Origin of the sequence: Actinoplanes solisilvae, assembly GCF_003999975.1 — a bacterium.
In the GTDB taxonomy this organism is placed as follows: domain Bacteria; phylum Actinomycetota; class Actinomycetes; order Mycobacteriales; family Micromonosporaceae; genus Actinoplanes; species Actinoplanes solisilvae.
The window spans coordinates 112,452-131,698 of the sequence record NZ_RJAC01000018.1 but is presented as its reverse complement, the minus strand read 5'-3'; the positions used below and the strand labels follow the sequence as shown (position 1 = coordinate 131,698).

Here is a 19,247-nt window from a genome sequence, read left to right as displayed (position 1 = left end):
AATCACACTGACAGTGCAGATTTAATCTCGTCGATATGGAGTCGCGATGCGAAAGTTGCTCTCCCTCGTCGCCGGTGCGGCCCTGGCCGTCGCCGGGCTCTCCGTTCCTACGCCCGCGGCGGCCGGTGCGGCGGAGGCCGCCTTCCGCCCGGTCGTCTTCGTCCACGGCAGCGCCGGGTCCGCGTTGCAGTTCCGGACCCAGGCCAAGCGCCTCGCGAGCAACGGCTATCCGGCCCGGATCATCGAGGCTCATGAGTACGATTCGCCGAACATCGCGACGATCCTGCCGCAGGTCTATGCCGGCCTGGACGCCCGCATCGCCCGGCTGCTCGAGACCACCGGCGCCGACCGGGTGGATCTGCTCGCCCACTCCTTGGGGACCTTCGTCGTGCAGGGTTATCTGAACAGCGCGCCTGAGCGGGCGGCGCGGGTGGCCCACTACGTGAACCTGGACGGGCGTCCGGCCGCCGCCCCGCCCGGTGGCGTGCCAACTCTGGCCGTCTGGGGTGAGGGTGATCCGGCCCGGGCCGTGGCCGGTGGCACCAACGTCTCCTTCCCCGGCCAGTCGCATACCCAGACCGTCTCGTCGGTGGAGTCCTTCCGGGAGATCTTCCGGTTTCTGCGGGGCCGGGAGCCGCGTTTCAGGGCCGTCGTCCCCGAGCGCGGCCCGGCGCGGGTCTCCGGACGCGCGGTGATCTTCCCGAGCAACGCCGGTTTGACGGGTGCCACGCTCGAGGTCTACCCGGTGGGCCCGCTGACCGGCCGCCGGCTGTCCGCTCGGCCCGCGTACACCCAGCCGCTCGCCGGGGACGGTGCTTTCGGTCCCTTCCCGTTGCGGGGCGACACTCGCTACGAGTTCGCGGTCGTCCGCCCTGGCGTCTTCACCCATCACTTCTATTTCCAGCCGTTCCTGCGCTCCGACTCGTTCCTGCGGCTGCTGGCCGGTCGCCCCGGCGAGGGCCTGGGCGCCCTGGTCGAGACGGGCGAGCGGCACGTCGCGCTGACCTTCGGGCGTCAGAAGGAGTGGTGGGGCGGCGAGGGTGACCAGCTGTGGATCAACGGCCGGAACACCCTGAACGCCGCGACCGCGCCCCGGGCGAAGCGGGTGATCGGCATCTTCGCTTTCGACCGGCACGGCGACGGCGTCACGGACCTGACCGCGCCGCTGCCGGAGTTCTTCGCGCAGACCTTCATCACCGGCGCGGACGTATATGTCCCGGCGGGACGCGGAATCGTCTCGATCATCGCGCGGCAACGCGGAGGCGCGCTCGCGGTGGTGCCGGTACCGGCCTGGCCGTCCAGCAGGCATCGGATCAGCGTGGAGATCAACGACTTCTGAGGGTAGCGGACGGGGTGCTGCCCGTGACGGAACTCATACTTTCGGTTAGGCAATAGTCGGCCGAATGGGTTAGTGTCATGGGCGCTGAGCGACGTGTGGCGCGGTTCCGGTTCTCCGGATCTCTCGCGTCTGGCTGTGGGGAACGTCTGGAAGCCTCTGCTGATGTACGTAGAAGGGGTGTTCCATGACCAGGACGACCGGACAGGTGAGGGCTGATCGCTGCCGTTCACCGAGAACGAATACCACCACCGACGATGCCACCGACCTTGTCGCCGACCTGGCGGCGCTGCCCATGGGACATCCGTCCCGGCCGGCGGTGCGAGATCGGGCGATCGAGGCCTGGCTGCCACTGGCTCGTCACCTCGCCCAGCGGTACGCCAACCGCGGTGAGCCCGTCGACGACCTGTTCCAGACTGCGACGGTGGGTCTGCTGAAGGCGATCGACCGGTTCGACCCGAGCTTCGGCGTCGACTTCGCGGGCTACGCCATCCCGACCATCGTCGGCGAGATCAAGCGGCACTTCCGCGACCGCACCTGGTCGATCCGGGTGCCCCGCCGGCTGCAGGAGATGCGGATGGCCATCACCGCCGTGAGCAGCACGCTGACCCACAGCCTGGGCCGCTCCCCGACCGTCGCGGACATCGCCGCCCACCTGAACGTCACGGAGGAAGACGTTCTCGAAGGACTCGAGGGCGGCCGGGCCTACTCCGCCACCTCCCTGTCCGCGCCCACCGGCGCCGACGGCAAACTGGAGCTGGGGGAGACCCTGGGCGAGGACGACCACGAGTACGAGCTCGCGGAAGCCCGAATCGCGCTCGGTCCCGCGATGAAGTGCCTCGATGCCCGCGAGCAGCGCATCGTCACCCTGCGGTTCTATGGCAACCTCACCCAGACCGAGATCGCCGAGCAGGTCGGCGTCTCCCAGATGCACGTTTCCCGGCTGCTCAGTCGCGCGTTGGTCAAGCTCCGTCAACAGCTCGACGCCTGACCGCGCGGGCCCGGGTGGCCACGGACAGTCCGGCGTGCCATCCGGGAGCACGGCCGTGGGCGGGTGGGCCGATGTTCCCCAGAGCCGAAGTCAACCACGCTCGCCGGCGGTGTCGGCAGCGCGCGTGTCCGGGCCAGTCGGGCGGCGCCGGAACAGATAGCAGGTCACCGCGCCCAGCAGCGCCGTCCGGCGATGCCGGTTAGGACTTCGGGCGAACTGATCGCGGATCGCCATCGCAGGTTCTCCTGTCTGTGCGTACCCCGGCCATCCTCGAAGGACCCGTGCTGGCGGTCCTTCGAGGACGCCGATGGCCCGCGGGCCACCGGGGTCGGAACCGTCGCGTGGTTCTATATGAGCCAGGTGTTGCGCCGCACGAGCGGGGTGGCTGCCCACCGGCGGCCGAGGCCCCAGGTGGTTCCGGCGCCGAGCAGGGCCAGCAGGATCAGCACGGCGGCGTAGATGAGGTGGTCGTCCATGAACGGGTTGGTTTCCGGCGGCAGGACGGCGGTCCACATCAGAATCGTCAGCAAGGCTCCGGCCGCTGCGGCGATCCGCATGCCGATGCCCAGGATCAGCGCCACGCCGATGCCGAGCAGAGCCGTCATGAACAGCACGTCGACGACGACGTTCCCGGCGATCGCGTTGTAGAGACCGGTGAACGGGCCGGTGGCGGCCTTGCCGAGGAACCCGGCGGTGGGGCTGCCGCCGTCCAGCCACGCGTTCGCGGCGGGAGTGCCGCGGCCGAGGCCGAACAGTTTGTCGAGGAACGCCCACAGGAACACCCAGCCCAGCGCGAGCCGGATGCCGGCCAGCAGGTACCGCGCGGCGACCGCGGTTCTACCGGTGATCGTGAACGTGGCGTCCGGGGCGACGGCGGCGCCGGAATGATGCCTGCCGTCTCGTCTCGGCGGTGCGGCCGTACCCGGGGAAGTGGCGGACGTGGACGTTTCGTGACCGTTGGCGATGTTGACCATCGCACTCACATTCCTTCAAGTGGTTCATGACGCATGTTCCGCGACGCGTCCAGCGCGTGCACGGATCGATCGGAGAGCGGCGCCGCCGACTCAGGGCGGCATCCGTGCTCCTGTGCGGACTCCAAGACCGGTCGAGGCGTGTCGAACGCAGCACGATCCACGATCGGCGGGAGATGTCGGCGGCGACGGAGGGCTCAACGGCCACCGGGTCCCGGGCGACACTTCGACCGTACGCGCATTTCGCCGGGCCCGCTGAAGGGCGCCTCGCGGGGTGCCGTACTCAGGCCCGGTCGATCAGCTGCTCAGCCGGCAGCCGGGACGTGTGCGACGCTGCCGTGTCAGCCGGATCCGTGGTGCCGAGGTGCAGCACGAGGAAGGGGTGGCCGACGCTGGCGATCATCGCTCGCAGCGCCTGCCGGGCGGCGATGACCTCGATCGGGGCGCTGTGTGGCAGGACGGAGACGCCGCGTTCGGTGGCGGTGAGCCAGCCGGCCGACAGGGCCTCGCCGGCGCGTAGCCAGCTGGCCGGTTCGTCGGTGTCGCCGTAGAGCAGCACGAACGTGGCCGCCTTGTCGTGTGCGGCGCTGACCGGCAGGTCACCATGGTGGCCGAAGTCGCGGCCGGGCACCGTGGTCTGCGTGGCGCGGTCGGGGATCGCCGTGTCCGGCACACTGGTCCCGGGTGGCGCGGTGTCGCCGGTCCAGTAGGCGAGCTCGGCCTGCCAGGCCGGGTCTCCGATTTCGCTGCGTTGCGCGTGGTCGGCGGCGGCGGCCAGTTCGAGGATCTGGTCGGGCTTCAGCGTGTGCAGGTTCGTGCCCTCGGCCTGGACGGCTGTCGTGATGGCGGCCAGGTCGGCCGGGCCGACCGGTGCGCCGGCCAGGGGACGTCGATCGGTGTGCCGCAGCGGGATGCTCCGTAGGTGCAACGTCGATGCCGAATCGACCGGCGATCGCTGCTCGACGTGCAGGCGAGCGAGCAGGTCGGGGTCGCCCGGCGGCATTCGGGTCACGGTGGCATCCCAGCGCTGCGCGGCCAGCGCGACGCGGGCATGGTGCAGAGCGACGCCGCAGCTCAGCGTGGCCAGCCGGCCTTCGGGATCGGTGATCGTCAGAACCCGCCCGCGTACGAGACTCAGCTCAAGGGTGTCGGCGGTGAGCCGCCACCGCCACGGCTGGGTGTTGTGGATGGACGGGGCGTATCCGGCGGCGGTCGCGGCCTCGGCCAATGCGTGGGTGGCGACCTCGGGGTCGGTGGGGTGGGTGAGGGCGTCGGTGTCCATGGTCGGGTTCCTTCCCGGTGCCGGATGTTCTCGCGGATAGCGGCGAGGCGGCCGAGAGGGAGAGGGATGCGGTTTGCACAACCGCCGCCTTTCCGAACGCTCGAGAGTGATGGCGAGGCATCAGCCACCGGGGTCTCGAGCGACTCTTCAAGGGTACGCTTCCGGAACGCCGGACGGACCTGCAACGGCCGCATCAACCGGGCTGCCGAGGGCTGGGGCAGCTCGGGGACGCGGTCAGTGGCCGGTGGGCGGAATGTGCGAGGTCGACTTCTCTTGGATCTTGGCCTTTTTCGCGGCGCGCTTCTCCTTGAGGCTGCTGCCCTGTTTCTTGCGGTCTTCCTTGTGCGCGGATTTGTTGGCCATGTGAACTCCTTGGTGACGCACCGCCAGAGCGGATAAGTCCACCGTACGCCTCGTTCTCCCGGCTGAACGCCGGTCAGAGGGGAGAGGAATTCACCGTTGCCCAGACGACCTTGCCACCGTCGGCCGGCATGGCGCCCCATGCGGTGGCCACGGTATGGACGAGTCGTAGTCCTCTGCCAGACCTGGCACGCCTGGGTGACCAGATTGCGGGCGGCCCGTACGGATGAGGGCAGCGGGGCCAGCCGGGTCTGAAGCCGGTCGGCGCGCGAGATCCGCTTGGCGATGGCTGTCCGTGCCTCGGTCACGGTGGCGCACACGCGTGGCTGAGGTCCTCGGAGATTGCGCAGGCGTCCGCTCAACGCGGTCGTGGTGGGCAGACTGAAGGTCAGGTGCACGGGGGACGGTTCGAGCCTGGCCCAGCGCCAGGCGGCCAGCCAGGAAGGCATGCTGATCGCGTACGGGTCGTCCATGTGACGCAGGTCGATGATGATCGCAATCGATGGTCCGGCGAGGCATAGGTGCAGGTGGGCGGTTATCTGCTCGCCGAGGTGTTGTGACCAGGGGCCGTGTGCGGTCAGCTCGACCACCGCGGTGCTCGCGTCGCCGGTGATGGCAACTCCGGCCCCCGGCCCGTCGGTCGCGGCTGTGAGCAGGTATGGAGGCTGTAGCGGAGGGACCGGTGCAAGCCGGTCCGTGCCGGTCACGGCCGGCCTGTTGTGGGTGTGCCGCCGGTGCCCGGCCGGCTCGAGCGGGGGACCACCGTCAGGCGGGCATGACAAATTCCAACGACCACAGCTGCTCCCAGCACCTTGTCAGAACGCGGTGCGCTACCGAGGGCCAGGGCAGCCGGCGGGGATGGTGTCTCGTCCCCGTACGTGAAACGGTATATCAGTCGGCGCTCGATCGCTGACCGCCCGGCCGCGCTGAACGCACTTCTGGTCGCGGTGGGGCCTGGCGGCGGGCGGCCCGAGTTGGCTGGGCTCGTAACTGTCGGGGTAGGACTTCGTGACTATGCCGTCCGGGTCGTACTCAGTCCGCCGGCACCGTGTCGCCCGGGCGGACCAGACCGCACTGGTACGCGATGACGACGAGCTGGGCGCGGTCGCGGACGCCGAGCTTGGTCATTGCCCGGTTGACGTGGGTCTTCACGGTCAGCGGCGACACGTGCAGCCGCGCTGCGATGTCGGTGTTGGACAGTCCATGCGCGACGAGCATCAGGACCCCACGTTCCCGCTCGGTCAGCTCGTCCAGCGCCGGCGTCGGTGGGCTCTCGGGCCGCAGGTGGTCGAGGAACCGGCCGACCAGCGCCCGAGTTGCCCGCGGCGACAGCAGCGCCTCGCCCGCGGCCACCACCCGGATGGCGTGCAGCAGGTCCTCCGGCTCCACGCTCTTGCCGAGGAACCCGCTCGCGCCGGCCTGCAACGCCAGCACCACGTTGTCGTCGTTCTCGAACGTGGTCAGAACCAGCACCCGTACGCCGGCCAGGTCGTCGTCGGCGCCGATGCGCCGGGTCGCCTCCAGGCCGTCCATGTGCGGCATCCGGATGTCCATGAGGATCACGTCGGCCCGGGTCGTGCGGGCCAGGCCCAGCGCCTCGCGGCCGTCGGCGGCCTCGGCGACCACCTCGAGCCCCGGCTCGGCGTCGATGATCATGCGGAAGCCCGCCCGGATCAGCGCCTGGTCGTCGGCGAGCAGCACCCGGATGGTCACGACGGCCGCACCCGGCCGCGTGGCACGACGCATGCGGGCGAGGGCGCCACCGGCCGGGCCGGCTCGTTGATCGACACGTCGTGGCCGTTCACGACGTCGTGCGGCACGCCGGCCCGCAGCCGCTCGCACCGGGCCGGGCCGAACCCGGGCAGCGCCGGAGCGCCGGCCGGCAGGATCGCGTGGACACGGAAATCGCCGCCGGCCACCCCGGCGGTGAGCGTGCCGCCCGCGGAGGCGGCGCGCTCCCGCATTCCGAGCAGTCCGTAGCCCGAACCGGGCGGGGGCGTGCCCGTGGGCACGGCGTTGACCACCTCGACATCGACCGTCTCGGCGGTGTGCCGCACGGTGAGCTCGGCCGGGCCGTCGCCGTGTTTGTACGCGTTCGTCAGCGCCTCCTGCACGATCCGGTATGCCGCGAGGTCGGCCACCACCGGCAGCTCGGCCGGGTCGCCGAGCCGGCGGAACTCGACCGTGAAGCCGGCCGCGGCGAGCCCGGCCAGCAGCTCGGGCAGCCGGGCCAGCCCGGGCGCCGGTTCGGTGTCGGCCGGCTCGTCGGCGCCGCGCAGCACGCCCACGACCGACTGGATCTCGGTGAGCACGCTGTTGGACGCCTCACGGATGTGGGCCAGAGCGGGCGCCACCTGCTCGGGCCGGCGTTCGAGGATGTGGGTGGCCGCGCCGGCCTGCACGTTGATCACCGCGATGTGGTGCGCCACGACGTCGTGCAGCTCGCGGGCGATGCGCAGCCGTTCCTCGGTGACCCGGCGGCGGGCCTCCTCCTCGCGGCTCTGTTCGGCCCGGCGGGCCCGCTCCTCCACCTCGCGTACGTAGGCCCGATGTGTGCGGGCGGCGTCGCCCACCGCGGCGGCCAGGAAGACCCAGGCGAACAGCCCGAGTACGTCGGCACGCAGCCAGACGTCGCGGTTGAGCAGCACCACGGTCAGGTAGACGACCGACGACGCGGCCACCGCGCACGTCCAGCCGCGGCGCCGGTCGGTGTGGGCGGCGATCGAGTAGGTGATGACACCCAGCGCGACGATCAGACCCGGGTTGCGGACCTCTTGCACGACGGCGGCGGCTGTGGCCGTGGTGGCGATGGCCAGCGCGAGCATCGGTCGCCGGCGGCGGCCCAGCACCGCCACGAACGCCACCACCGCGATCAGCACGTCCCACCCCGTCGGCCGGTGCGTCGACTCGGGCAGCGCGGCCTTGAACACCGCGGCGGCCAGCACGAACGCCAGCACGAAGTCGACCAGGAGCGGACGCTCGGCGATGACCCGCCAGCGCCCGAGCAGATGCCCCTCGGTCGTCTCCATCTCTGCCGAGGCTACGCGGCGCTGTCATCGGTGGCGTCCTCCCGACGTGGTATCCGGCGGCGGCCCGGCGTACCGCGGAGGTGGTAGCGAACTGTCTCTCGCTGGAGGACGACTTCCGGCCCGCGTTTCGCGACGGTGGAGCGGTCCCTGCCCCGGCTGCTCGGGAGATTTCGATGGCTACCTATCTGTACCGGCTCGGCCGGTTCAGCTTCCACCGGCGCAAGCTGGTCCTGGCGATCTGGCTGGCGATGCTGGGGCTGCTCGGCGTGGGCGCGGCCACGCTGTCCGGACCGACCTCCGACGACTTCACCATCCCCGGCACCGAGGCCCAGCAGGCGCAAGACCTGCTGGGCGAACGCTTCGGCGAGTCGCCGGCCGGCGGTGCCGAGGCCCGGGTGGTGTTCGCCGCGCCACCCGGCCAGAAGCTCACCGACCCGCAGAACCGCGACGTGGTCGGCCGCACGGTGGCGGCGCTGCGCACCGGGCCGCAGGTGGCCCAGGTGAGCGACCCGCTGCAGGGCACGGTCAACGACGAGGGCACCATCGCCTACGCCCAGGTCGCCTTCCGGGTTCCCGCTCCCGAGGTGCGGGAGGCCGACCGCGAGGCGCTGATGAAGGCCGCCGAGGTCGGCCGCGACGCCGGGCTGACGGTCGAGGCCGGTGGGGATGCCCTGCAGAGCGAACCGGAACAGGGCCTGAGCGAGGTGATCGGATTCGGCGTGGCCGCGGTCGTCCTGACCATCACGTTCGGCTCGCTCGTCGCCGCCGGGCTGCCGCTGATCACCGCGTTCCTCGCGGTGGCGGCCACGATGGCCGGCATCTCGGTCGCGTCCGGCTTCCTCGATCTGAGCAGCAGCACCTCGACGCTGGCACTGATGCTCGGCATCGCGGTCAGCATCGACTACGCCCTGTTCATCGTGTCGCGCTACCGGCACGAACTGGCCGCGGGCCGGACCGGTGCGGAGGCGGCCGGGCGCGCGGTCGGCACGGCCGGGTCGGCGGTGACGTTCGCCGGGCTCACCGTGCTCGTGGCGCTGACCGCGCTGGCGGTCGTGAACATCCCGGTGCTCACCGAGATGGGTCTGGCGGCGGCCGGCGCGGTCGCGGTGGCCGTGCTCATCGCCCTCACCCTGCTGCCGGCGCTGGTCGGCTTCGCCGGGCGGCGCATCACCGGGCGCCGCGGGCGGGCACGCGACCTCGAGGCCGACGGCGAGCGGCCCGCGCTGAGCCTGCGGTGGGCCCGGGCGATCACCCGGCGGCCGGTGCTGACCGTGGTGTCGGCGGTCGCCGTGCTGGGGGTGCTGGCCCTGCCGGCCCTCGACCTGAGGCTGGGGCTGCCGGGCGACAACATGGCCGCGCCCGACACCACCCAGCGCAAGGCGTATGACCTGGTGACCACCGGATTCGGCGCCGGCTACAACGGACCGCTGCTGGTCGTGGTCGACGGCGCCGGCAGTGCGGACCCGCGGGCGGCGGCGACCGCGGCCGCCGACACGATCAAGACCCTGCCCGGTGTGGTGTCGGTCAGCCCGCCGACGTTCAACCCGGCCGGTGACACCGCGATGCTCCAGGTCGTGCCGGCCGCCGCGCCCGACAGCACTGAGACCACCGACCTGGTGCACGCGATCCGGGACTCCGACGCCGCCCTGCGAGCCGGCACCGGCGCCGACCTGTCGGTCACCGGCACGACGGCGGTGACGATCGACATCGCCGCGAAAATGGGCGGGGCGCTGCTGCCGTACGTGAGTGTGATCGTCGTTCTGGCCCTGTTGCTGCTCACCGTGCTGTTCCGTTCGGTGCTGGTGCCGCTCAAGGCGATCGCCGGGTTCCTGCTCTCGGTGGTGGCGACGTTCGGCGCGGTGGTGGCGGTCTTCCAGTGGGGCTGGCTGGCCGACCTGTTCGGCGTCGACCAGACCGGCCCGATCGTCAGCCTGCTGCCGGTGATCCTCATCGGCATCGTGTTCGGGCTGGCCATGGACTACGAGGTCTTCCTGGTCAGCCGCATGCGCGAGGAGTACGTGCGGGGTGCCCCGCCGACCCGGGCGGTGACCGTCGGCTACGCGCATGGCGCCCGCGTGGTCACCGCCGCGGCGATCATCATGATCAGTGTCTTCGCCGGTTTCGTCCTGGCCCCCGACCCGCTGATCAAGTCGATCGGTTTCGCGCTGGCCGCGGCCATCCTGCTCGACGCGTTCCTGGTGCGAATGACGATCGTGCCCGCGGTGATGGCGCTGCTCGGGCGGCGTGCGTGGGCCCTGCCGGGGTGGCTGGACCGCCTGCTGCCCAACGTCGACGTGGAGGGCGAACAACTGCGCGACGCCGTGCCGGACGAGCCGCCGGCCCTGCCCGAGCCGGTCGGCGCCGCCCGCTGACCCGGGACCGATTCCGCTGACCGTGTGCCGAGCCGACTCGCACACGGTCAGCCGGGCGCCGTGTCACCCGGCATCGCCGCGGACGGCGGCGTCCAGAAGCGCCCGAGCGGTGCCTTTGACGGTGGCGGCGGCCTGTTCGCGGGTGTAGCCGGCGATGTCGACGAGCCAGATGAGCGTCTCGATGCCGGTCGCCGAGCGGACGGCCACGGCAAGCTGGTCGACGTCGACGTGCGGGTGGCTGTCGCGTAAGGGCGCCAGAGCTTCGGCGATCCAGCCGATGGCGCGCCCTTGCCGGAGGACCGGCTGGTCGGCCGCCGGCTCTAACGACAGTCGCAGCGAGGCGCGTAGCTGGGGTTCCCAGGTGAAGTTGTAGTGGGCGAACGCGGTCATGAGCGCGTCGAGGCGGGCCCTCGGATCGGCCGGCGGGTCGGGGGGCATCAGGCTGTCGGGCGAGATCGTGGGCTGGGCGGCCAGCAGCAGGCTGCGCTGATTGGGGAAGTAGCGGTAGGCGGTGGTGCGGGAGATGCCGGCACGTTCGGACGCGTCCTCGACGGTCGGGGTGAATCCGGCGGCGAGCAGCTTGCGGGTGGCTGTGACAAGCGCTAGTCGGGTACGCGACTTCTGTGCCGTCCGTCCGGTCGACTCATAAGGCACCGCCACGCCATCATGGTACCGTGGTCCCATATGGGACTGAAGTCCCACGATCCCGCACCGTAAGGAAACTGCGATGGATCCTCACGACCCGGCCGCGACCGACCCGGCCCTCTACAAGGTGCTTTTTGAGAACGCTCGGGTACGCGTCCTGGAATATCGGGACGAGCCCGGTGACCACACGAATGTGCATCGGCATCCGGACAGCGTGATGATCCCGCTCGGTGACTTCCGGCGTCGTGTCACCTCCGGCGGCCGCAGCGTCGAGGTCGATGTGCGGGCCGGCGAGGTCCGCTGGCTGGACGCGCAGGAACATGCCGGCGAGAACATCGGCGACACCGCTTCGTACAGCGTCTTCGTCGAACTGAAGGAGCCGGCGCCGGTCACCACGCCCGTCGTCGAGGCCCCGCTCGGTCCCGCCGCACTGTGAACCCGCCGCGCTGTGATCCCGGCGGATCCCGGTGCGGATACGGTCACCGGCTGGGCGACGTGGCCGCCCAGCCACCGGGGCGATCCCTGTCACATCGAAGGCGGAGGGCGGTCGTTTGTGACAAACCGGGGGTTTGATGGCTGCGGCTTGCCGACAGGCTCGATCACCGGATGTCGAGAAGGAACAAGACGTGCCCCTGAATCACCGCACCCGTATGGCCGAGCTGACCGAGCTCGCGGTCACCGCCCGGTTGGCCGGCCTGTTGACGGAGCCGAGCAAGGCCGCGCTGGGCGCGGCCGTGGCGGAGGTCGGCGGTGGTTTCATCCTCACGATGCGTAATGATCCGCATGACGGCAACTGGAACATGGCCTGTGGCCTCGGCATCACCGAGCCGGTGACCGAGCAGGTCGTCGCCGAGGTGATCGACGTCTTCCGGGAGGGCCAGAGCCCGTCGGGCCGCATCAAGATCGCGCCTGAGGCGCTGCCGGCCGACTGGGCCGAGATCTGCGCCGCCCACGGGCTCACCCACGAGGGCGGCATGGCGAAACTCGTCGCCTCGGTCGACGAGATCAAGCCGGTCACGACCGACCTGCGGGTGGGGCCGGTCGACGAGCGGGACGCCGAAGAGTGGGCGGCGCTGCTCTTCACCACCTTCGGCCTGCCGGACCACTTCGACGAGCTGTACGCGGCCACGTTCACCGACCCGGATTTCCGTCCGTTCGCCGCCTGGGACGGCGACAAGATGGTGGCCGGGGCCAACCTTTTCCTGTACGGCGAGTCGGCGTCGCTCAATTCCGGCGCCACGCTGGAGAGTCACCGCAACCGGGGCGCCCAGTCGGCCCTGCTGGCGGAGCGGACGCGGGTGGCGGCCGAAGCCGGTTGCCGCTGGGTGGTCTCCGAAACCGGCACGCCGGACGAGGGGGAGTCCAATCCCTCCCTGAACAACATGCTCCGGCTGGGGTTCACCCGCCTGTACGACCGCCCGACCTGGGTCTGGCGCCCGTAACCTCGCCGGTACGACCGGCCCGGGTTCCCTCGTTCGTGGCGATGAGTTGCGGACGTCGGGGACTCCGGCGATTCTGACCAAGTCGGGTCATGAGGCTATAGATGCGGGTCGACGTGGTGACGGTCGTGCTTCATGGAACGGTATTCAGCGGATGTGACTGACTGTGAGGTTGCATGATGCTGGACCTGTGCGGCCTGGGCGAGTTGCCGGGCCTGGTGCTGGATCGCGGAGACCAAGATCGGCGGAGCGTGCGATGACCGTGTCGGCGAATCACCGCCGCGGAGGGCGTCTCGACCACTACGCCCTGATCGTCGACGTCGACGAGACCATCGAGCGCGTTCTCGTGCCGCAACTGCGGCGCCAGGTCGCCGCGCGCGAAAGCGTCCTGATGGTGGTCGGCGACCAGACCGCGGCGATCGTCCGGGACCGGCTGGGCCGCGACGCCGACACGCTGCTCTGGGCCCCGACGGACCGGTTCTACCAGCGGCTCGGCTTCACGTACGCCCGGTTCCTCCGCTATCTGCGCGACCAGCACGCCCGGCAGCGCACGGTTCACCTCGTCACCGAGCCTGATCTGGTCACCGTGCCCGAGACCTCGGTCGACCGGGCCGCCGCCTACCTGGGCTACGAGGCCATGGCCAACAGCATGTTCTCCGGTTACGGCTGTCCGATCACGTGCATCTGGCACAACCGGCAGCAGGCGGCCCCGGTCATCGACGGGATCCGGCAGGTTCACCCTCAGGAGTGGACGACCAAGGGCGCCGTGGACAACCCGGGATACGCCGCGCCGAGCGAATACGTGAATCGCCGGACGCAGCCACCGATGCCCGCGCCCCCACCGGTCACCGACCTCGACCTCACCGTTCGGCACGTCGGGGAGGTCGCCCTGGGCCGTTCCGCCCTCGCTCGATGGGCGCAGTCGCAGCACTTCGTGCCGACCGCGATCGGTCAGGTCGTCTCGGCCGCCAGCGAGGTCATCACCAACGGCGTGCATCACGGCCGGCCTCCGGTACGGGTTCGCGCGTGGAACGAGGACGGCACCCTGATCGTCCACGTGGACGACCGTGGTTGCCGGCCCATCCCCGCCGACGCCGGCTACCGGCCACCGGCCAGCCCCGCCGACTCCACCGGGCTGTGGGTCGCACGCCAGCTCGCCGACGTCCTCCTCACCCACACCGGTGACGGGCGAACCGCAGTACGCCTCTTTTTCCCGTACGGGGTGACGCACCGCCACCTCGACGTCCCGCACGTCACCTGACGCTCCCGGCTGAGTGCCGTGGGCATGGTTCCATGCCGTCGGGGCGGATAGCACGCGTGCACTGGCGCATCCGAAGGTGACCGAGCACCTGACCGAGGTCGATGTGATCGTCGCGTTGATGGGTGCCGGGCTGAAGATCGACCGGCCGCTGAGCCGCCGGGGCTGGGCGTCGACCTGGCGGCTGCTCGCGATCGCGATGCCGGTGACATGCTGCGGCCGGAACCTCCGTCCGGTTGTCCGGATCGGTTGTTACGGACGGCCGGATCATCGGTACGGGTCGTCCGGTGCACGCATGCAGGCAGGCGATGTGAGATGGGGGAAGCCGGCGTACGCCGACAGTCAGAAGCCGGCGCCGGAACCTGAGGGGGCAGCATGGGACAGCTTCAGGACAGGACCGCGGTGATCACCGGTGCGACGAGCGGGATCGGCTTGGCGACCGCCCGCCGGTTCGCCGCCGAGGGCGCGCACGTGTTCATCACCGGTCGCCGCAAGGACGCCCTCGACACGGCGATCGCGGAGATCGGCGCCGACGTCACCGGCGTTCAGGGCGACGTCGCGAACCTCGCCGACCTCGACCGGCTCTTCGAGGCCGTCACCCGGCAGGGGCGGGGCATCGACGTGCTGTTCGCCAACGCGGGCGGCGAATCCTTCCGCCGCCTCGAGGAGATCGACGAACAGCACTTCGACGAAATCTTCGCCACCAACGTCAAGGGGCTGCTGTTCACCGTCCAGAAGGCGCTGCCCCTGTTGAACGAGGGCGCGTCAGTGATCCTGACCGGCTCCACCTCCGCCACCACGGGCGGCGAGGCATTCGGCGTCTACGGCGCGTCCAAGGCGGCGGTGCGGTCGTTCTCCCGCACCTGGGCGAACGAGTTGCGGGGACGCGGAATCCGGGTCAACACGCTCACTCCCGGCCCGACCGACACGCCGGGCATCACCGGGCTCGCCCCGGACGCCGACAAGGCCGTGCACCTCAAAGGCGCGCTGGCGAGCAAGGTGCCGCTGGGCCGGATGGGCAGCCCCGCCGAGATCGCCTCGGTCGCGCTGTTCCTGGCCGGCGACCAGAGCAGCTTCGTCACCGGCATCGAGCTGTTCGCCGACGGCGGCACCAACCAGGTCTGACGAGGTCAGCGCGGCGAGGGCTCGCCGACCGGCACGGTGGCCGAGATCGTCGTTCCCTGCCCGGCCGGGCTGCTGAGCCGAAGCTGACCGCCGAGGGCCTCGACCCGGTCGAACAGGCCGGTCAGACCGGAGCCGCCGGCGGCTTGCGCGCCGCCCACGCCGTCGTCGCCGACCTCGATGTGCAACTCGCCCGCGCTGAGGCCGGCCCGCACCCACGCCCGGTCGGCCCGGGCGTGCTTGACGACGTTCGTCAGCGCCTCGGCGATGACGAAATACGCGGTGGTCTCGGCTTCGACCGCCACCCGCGGCACGTCGATGGTGGCCTCGACCGGCAACGCCATGTCGGTCAGCAGTGATTCGACGCCGCCGCGCAGACCCCCGCGCGACAAGGCCGCCGGGAGGATGCCGCGGACGAGCTCACGCAACTCCGCGGCGGCCCGCTGGGCGTGGTTGAGTGCCTCGTCGACGCCCTCGATCCCGGCCGGCACGTCACCCTGGGACAGTGACTGCCGCGTGAGCTTCAGCGTGATGATCGTCTGCACCAGGCGTTGCTGCGCGCCGTCATGCACGTCGCGCTGCAACCGCCGGCGCGTCTCGTCGGCCGTCGTCAGGACGCGTGCGCGGGAAGCGATGAGCTGGGCGCGGCTCGTCGCGTTGCTCACCGCCGTACCGACCAGGTTGGCGAACCGCTGAAGGCGTTCTTCGACGCCGTGGGCCAGCGGTCCGACGGGGGAGGTGGCGGTGAGCATCCCCCACACGCGGCTCTCCACCGCGATGGGCGCCGCGACCGACGCGGCCAGACCGTAGTGCCGGGCGAGAGCGGCGTCGGGTTCCACCCGGTAGTCGTCCACGCGGACGGTCCGCGCTGTTCGCCGGACGCGGTCGGGCATCGTCGCGGTCCGGTAGGCGATCCGCGTTCCCGGCGCCGCGGGTCCACCGCTTCGGCTGATCACGGTGAGCGAGTCGTCCTCCTCGAAGCGCACGAGCGTCATCGGCCGGCCGTTCAAGAGCTGCCGCGCCTCGGCGGCGACGGCCGCGAACACCGTGTCCGACGCTCCGCCGAGGGCTACCTGCTCGGCGACACGCAGCAGCGCGGCCTGTTCGTCGGCGAGCGCCTGGACGTCGGCGCGGGCCTGGGAGCTGGCGATGGCGGTGCCGGCCAGCTCGGCGAAGCGCGACAGTTTCTCCTCGATCTGCGGGGGAAGAGCTCCTCGCCCGGCCGCGACGAGAACGCCCCACAACCGGTCCTCGGCCAAGATCGGCGCCGCGGCGCTGGAGAGAACTCCCTGTCTTGCGGCCAACGCCGCCCACGCTCCCGACATCTCCGTCAGCCTGTGCACGCGGGCCGGCCGGCCGGTCCGCCGCACGCGCTGGATGGCGCCGTCGCCGCCGGCCGGGGCCCGCATTCCGACCGCGAAGCCCTCCGGTGGATCGTGAATCGCGACGATCTCCGTGGCCCCGTCCGGCTCGAAGCGCAGCAGCGTGGTGAACGCGACGCCGACCAGGCCCGACGCCTCGGCGGCGACCTTCTCCAGCACCTCCTCGGGTGGGGCGTCGTGCGCCGCGAGCTCGGCCACCCGCCGCAACGCGGCCTGTTCGGCGGCGAGTTGTTCGAGCTCCTCGCGGCTCTGTGCGTTGGCGATCGCGCTGGCCAGCAGTTCGGTGAACGCCGCGAGCTGTTCCTCGGTGCCGGGCGGATGTATCTGACCGTTGGTCGAGCCGACGGCGGTCAACCCCCACACCTGCGCGTTGACGACCACGGGAGCGCCGACCGACGACCGCCAGCCCCAGCCGCGGATCATCTCGGCCAGTGGGCCCGACGAGTTCGCGTAACTGCGGATCCGGCTCGGTCGCCGGGTATCCCAGATCACCCGGGCCAGGGTGCCGGAGCCGAACGGATGCCGGAGCCCGATGCTCTGGTATCCCGTGAACTCGTTCCAGCGGCCGATCATGGTGACCGTCTCGTCGCTGTGCAGACGCACCAGGGCGGCGTCGGTCGCGGGGATCAACATCCCCACCTCGGTCACCAACGCCTGGAAGATCTCGGTGCGCGCCGCCCCCCGCGCGACGAGCGTCGCCACCCGCCGGAGCGCCGCCTGTTCGGCGGCCGAGCGTCGAAGATTGTCGAGATCGATGCCGGGCGTGGGATCCATAGCTCATCCAGGGGCCGTGGCCGGCGGCCGATTCCCCGGCCCGTTCGGCGACCCTACCCAACGTTTCACCAGGTCACCAGCGTATCGGCGCGCGCCGCGCGAACTCTCGACGACGACTTCCGGTCAGGCCGGCCCGTTGCGCCGGCCTTTGGTCCGACGGTTTGATCCGGTCGGCCGGAGCAGGAATCCGGCCGACCGGACGGTTTCCGGCCGCGGATGCTGCGAGTCTCGCGGAGTCGGTGATTCCTCGGTGCTGGCCCGCGACTCGTTCGCGGCAGGTGGCATCCGGTGAGGAGTTGTGGGCCGACCTGATTCGCGGCATCGACGCTCGTCGGGACAATCGCCGTGTTAGGAGAAGATCATGCGCATCACCACGCCGTACGGGTCCAAGTCGACGGCCGACGAGGTCTCCGAGGGCATCGACCTGACCGGCAAGCGGGCCGTCGTCACCGGCGGGGCCTCCGGCATCGGGGTCGAGACGACCCGCTCGCTGGTTCGCCGCGGCGCCTCGGTCACGCTCGCCGTACGAGACACCGAGCGCGGCCGCAAAGTCGCCGGCGACATCGGACGAGGCGTCGAGGTGCGGCCGCTGGAGCTGACCGACCACGCGTCGATCGCCGCGTTCGCCGCGGGCTGGGAAGGCCCGCTGCACCTGCTGGTCAACAACGCGGGTGTGATGGCCTTACCGTCGATGACGCCCGACCCGCAGGGCTGGGAGTTCCAGTTCGCGACCAACCACCTCGGCCACTTCGCCCTCACCACCCGGCTGCATCCCGCGCTCGCCGCGGCCGGCGGAGCCCGGGTGGTGAGCCTCAGCTCCAGCGCCCACCTGTTCTCGCCGGTCGTCTTCGACGACATCAACTTCAAGTTCCGGCCGTACGACGCCACGCTCGCCTACGGCCAATCGAAGACCGCGGTGAACCTGTTCGCCGTGGCCGCGAGCAGGCGCTGGCACGACGACGGCATCACGGTCAACGCGGTGAACCCGGGCGCCATCGCGACCCCGCTGCAGCGCCACGTCGGCGGCCGGCTCGCCACCCCCGTCGAGTTGCAGAAGAACACCGAGCAGGGCGCCTCGACGTCGGTGCTGCTGGCCGTCTCGCCGCTGCTGGAGGGCATAGGCGGGCGCTACTTCAACGACAACCAGGAAGCCGTGCCGACCGACCGCCGGCCCGACGACGTCGAGGAACTCGTTCGCAGCGTGGCGCCGTACTCGCTCGACCCGGAGAACGCCGAGCGGTTGTGGGCCGTCTCCGCCGCTGCCGTCGGCCTGGCCTGAAAGGGATGATGACCATGACCAGAGTGCTTCCGAGGATCGGATGGATCGGGCTGGGCGATCAGGGTGCGCCCATGGCTCGCGCCGTCGCCGAGGCCGGCTATCCGCTGCACGCCTACGCCCGGCGCAAGGCATCGTTCGGCGTCCTCGACGGGGTCCCGTACGAGGCGCACGACTCGGTGACCGAGCTCGGCGCGCACAGCGACGTTGTCGGGCTGTGCCTCAGCGACGACCCCGACGTGCGCGAGGTCGCCACCGCGGGCGGGCTGCTGGAGTCGCTCGCGCCCGGCTCGGTGCTCGTCAACCACGGCACTGGGTTGCCCTCGTTCGCGGTCGAGCTCGCCGGGCTGGCCGCGCCGTACCGGGTGGAGGTGGTCGACGCCCCGGTCAGCGGCGGGCACGCGGGCGCCGCCGAGAAGAGGCTGACCGTGCTGGTGGGCGGCGATCCCGAGGTGGTGGCGCGGGTACGCCCGGTCTTCGAGACGTTCGCGACGACGATCGCCCACCTCGGCGGGCACGGCGCCGGCCAGACCGGCAAGCTGCTCAACAACACCCTGCTGATGGCCAACCAGGAGAACATCGCCGAGCTGCTGGACGTCGCCGGGCGTCTCGGCCTCGACCTGCCCGCCCTCGTCGATGTCATCCGCGCGGGCACCGGGTCGAGTGTCGCCCTGCAGTCGCTGGGCCGCGCGATCACCACGGACAACGCCGAGCACCTGAGCCGGTTGCAGCTCATCGACATGGACATCTACCGCAAGGCGGTCGCCTCGCTCGGCGACGAGGTGGGCGCGCTCACCGACCGCGCCGTGGCCGGCGCCCAGGCGCTGCCCCGCCTGGCCCGGCTGGTGAGCGGCTGAGTACCCCGGACGGCACCCGGGGCGGACGCCTCTGCGAGCGCTGCGAACAGGCAGAACGCGGCCGGGTCGCTTGACACGTGGCCAGCCGCGAGAAACCGTACAGGGTGGTGACCGCGGCTCTGGCGAAGCCCGAGCGCTCAGGTCGCGGGGGTG

At 71.1% G+C, this 19,247-nt stretch carries 17 protein-coding genes; 10 read left to right on the top strand and 7 right to left on the bottom strand.

From position 1 onward, the window contains the following. Positions 1 to 46: 46 nt before the first annotated feature. Both EER30_RS33750 and EER30_RS33745 read left to right on the top strand, forming a co-directional pair. The gene (locus EER30_RS33750) at positions 47 to 1,339 is read left to right on the top strand and encodes an alpha/beta hydrolase (RefSeq protein ID WP_127504727.1); all 1,293 of its coding nucleotides are present in this window, start codon (positions 47 to 49) and stop codon (positions 1,337 to 1,339) included. Between the two features lie 184 nt (positions 1,340 to 1,523). Continuing rightward, positions 1,524 to 2,327, top strand: coding sequence for an RNA polymerase sigma factor SigF (locus tag EER30_RS33745; RefSeq protein ID WP_127504726.1), 804 nt, complete (start codon positions 1,524 to 1,526; stop codon positions 2,325 to 2,327). A gap of 347 nt (positions 2,328 to 2,674) precedes the next feature. On the opposite strand, the gene EER30_RS33740 is transcribed toward EER30_RS33745, so the two are convergent. From EER30_RS33740 to EER30_RS33725, 5 genes are all read right to left on the bottom strand, one after another. Further along, on the bottom strand, positions 2,675 to 3,301 hold the full coding sequence (locus tag EER30_RS33740; RefSeq protein ID WP_127504725.1) for a DoxX family membrane protein: 627 nt from the start codon (positions 3,299 to 3,301) through the stop codon (positions 2,675 to 2,677). A gap of 280 nt (positions 3,302 to 3,581) precedes the next feature. Then, on the bottom strand, positions 3,582 to 4,580 hold the full coding sequence (locus EER30_RS33735; RefSeq protein WP_127504724.1) for an Acg family FMN-binding oxidoreductase: 999 nt from the start codon (positions 4,578 to 4,580) through the stop codon (positions 3,582 to 3,584). Between the two features lie 234 nt (positions 4,581 to 4,814). Continuing rightward, a complete protein-coding gene (locus EER30_RS49490) occupies positions 4,815 to 4,943 on the bottom strand; it encodes a hypothetical protein (protein ID WP_255437029.1) in 129 nt (42 codons plus the stop codon). A 1,029-nt stretch (positions 4,944 to 5,972) separates the two neighbouring features. Beyond that, positions 5,973 to 6,686, bottom strand: a complete 714-nt coding sequence (locus EER30_RS33730; protein ID WP_164842570.1) for a response regulator — start codon at positions 6,684 to 6,686, stop codon at positions 5,973 to 5,975. Next, positions 6,650 to 7,969: a sensor histidine kinase gene (locus tag EER30_RS33725; protein ID WP_127504723.1), complete on the bottom strand. Its 1,320-nt coding sequence runs from the start codon at positions 7,967 to 7,969 to the stop codon at positions 6,650 to 6,652. The genes EER30_RS33730 and EER30_RS33725 overlap by 37 nt, the downstream gene beginning before the upstream one ends. Positions 7,970 to 8,142: 173 nt before the next feature. Here EER30_RS33725 and EER30_RS33720 point away from each other — a divergent pair, with 173 nt between their 5' ends. Beyond that, positions 8,143 to 10,341, top strand: a complete 2,199-nt coding sequence (locus EER30_RS33720) for an MMPL family transporter (RefSeq protein ID WP_127504722.1) — start codon at positions 8,143 to 8,145, stop codon at positions 10,339 to 10,341. 63 nt (positions 10,342 to 10,404) lie between these two features. Here the strand turns inward: EER30_RS33720 and EER30_RS33715 are convergent, their stop codons facing one another. Continuing rightward, the gene (locus EER30_RS33715; RefSeq protein ID WP_127504721.1) at positions 10,405 to 11,001 is read right to left on the bottom strand and encodes a TetR/AcrR family transcriptional regulator; all 597 of its coding nucleotides are present in this window, start codon (positions 10,999 to 11,001) and stop codon (positions 10,405 to 10,407) included. 67 nt (positions 11,002 to 11,068) lie between these two features. Here EER30_RS33715 and EER30_RS33710 point away from each other — a divergent pair, with 67 nt between their 5' ends. From EER30_RS33710 to EER30_RS33690, 5 genes are all read left to right on the top strand, one after another. Then, positions 11,069 to 11,422, top strand: a complete 354-nt coding sequence (locus EER30_RS33710) for a cupin domain-containing protein (RefSeq protein WP_127504720.1) — start codon at positions 11,069 to 11,071, stop codon at positions 11,420 to 11,422. 190 nt (positions 11,423 to 11,612) lie between these two features. Next, the gene (locus EER30_RS33705; protein ID WP_127504719.1) at positions 11,613 to 12,428 is read left to right on the top strand and encodes a GNAT family N-acetyltransferase; all 816 of its coding nucleotides are present in this window, start codon (positions 11,613 to 11,615) and stop codon (positions 12,426 to 12,428) included. A 253-nt stretch (positions 12,429 to 12,681) separates the two neighbouring features. Then, positions 12,682 to 13,686: an MEDS domain-containing protein gene (locus EER30_RS33700; RefSeq protein ID WP_127504718.1), complete on the top strand. Its 1,005-nt coding sequence runs from the start codon at positions 12,682 to 12,684 to the stop codon at positions 13,684 to 13,686. 76 nt (positions 13,687 to 13,762) lie between these two features. Continuing rightward, positions 13,763 to 14,089: a hypothetical protein gene (locus tag EER30_RS48980; RefSeq protein WP_240670459.1), complete on the top strand. Its 327-nt coding sequence runs from the start codon at positions 13,763 to 13,765 to the stop codon at positions 14,087 to 14,089. Beyond that, positions 14,059 to 14,808 (top strand): SDR family oxidoreductase, encoded by a 750-nt coding sequence (locus EER30_RS33690; protein ID WP_127504717.1) that lies wholly within the window; start codon positions 14,059 to 14,061, stop codon positions 14,806 to 14,808. Before EER30_RS48980 ends, EER30_RS33690 begins: the two co-directional genes overlap by 31 nt. Before the next feature lie 5 nt (positions 14,809 to 14,813). Here EER30_RS33690 and EER30_RS33685 read toward each other — a convergent pair whose 3' ends face one another. Beyond that, positions 14,814 to 16,961 carry a sensor histidine kinase gene (locus tag EER30_RS33685; RefSeq protein WP_127504716.1) on the bottom strand — a complete coding sequence of 716 codons (2,148 nt, stop codon included), beginning with the start codon at positions 16,959 to 16,961 and terminating at the stop codon, positions 14,814 to 14,816. A 361-nt stretch (positions 16,962 to 17,322) separates the two neighbouring features. Between EER30_RS33685 and EER30_RS33680 the strand changes: the two genes are divergently transcribed. Continuing rightward, positions 17,323 to 18,240 carry an SDR family NAD(P)-dependent oxidoreductase gene (locus EER30_RS33680; RefSeq protein WP_205650533.1) on the top strand — a complete coding sequence of 306 codons (918 nt, stop codon included), beginning with the start codon at positions 17,323 to 17,325 and terminating at the stop codon, positions 18,238 to 18,240. Positions 18,241 to 18,254: 14 nt separating this feature from the next. Further along, positions 18,255 to 19,094 carry an NAD(P)-dependent oxidoreductase gene (locus tag EER30_RS33675; RefSeq protein WP_205650532.1) on the top strand — a complete coding sequence of 280 codons (840 nt, stop codon included), beginning with the start codon at positions 18,255 to 18,257 and terminating at the stop codon, positions 19,092 to 19,094. The last annotated feature ends 153 nt before the right edge of the window (positions 19,095 to 19,247 follow it).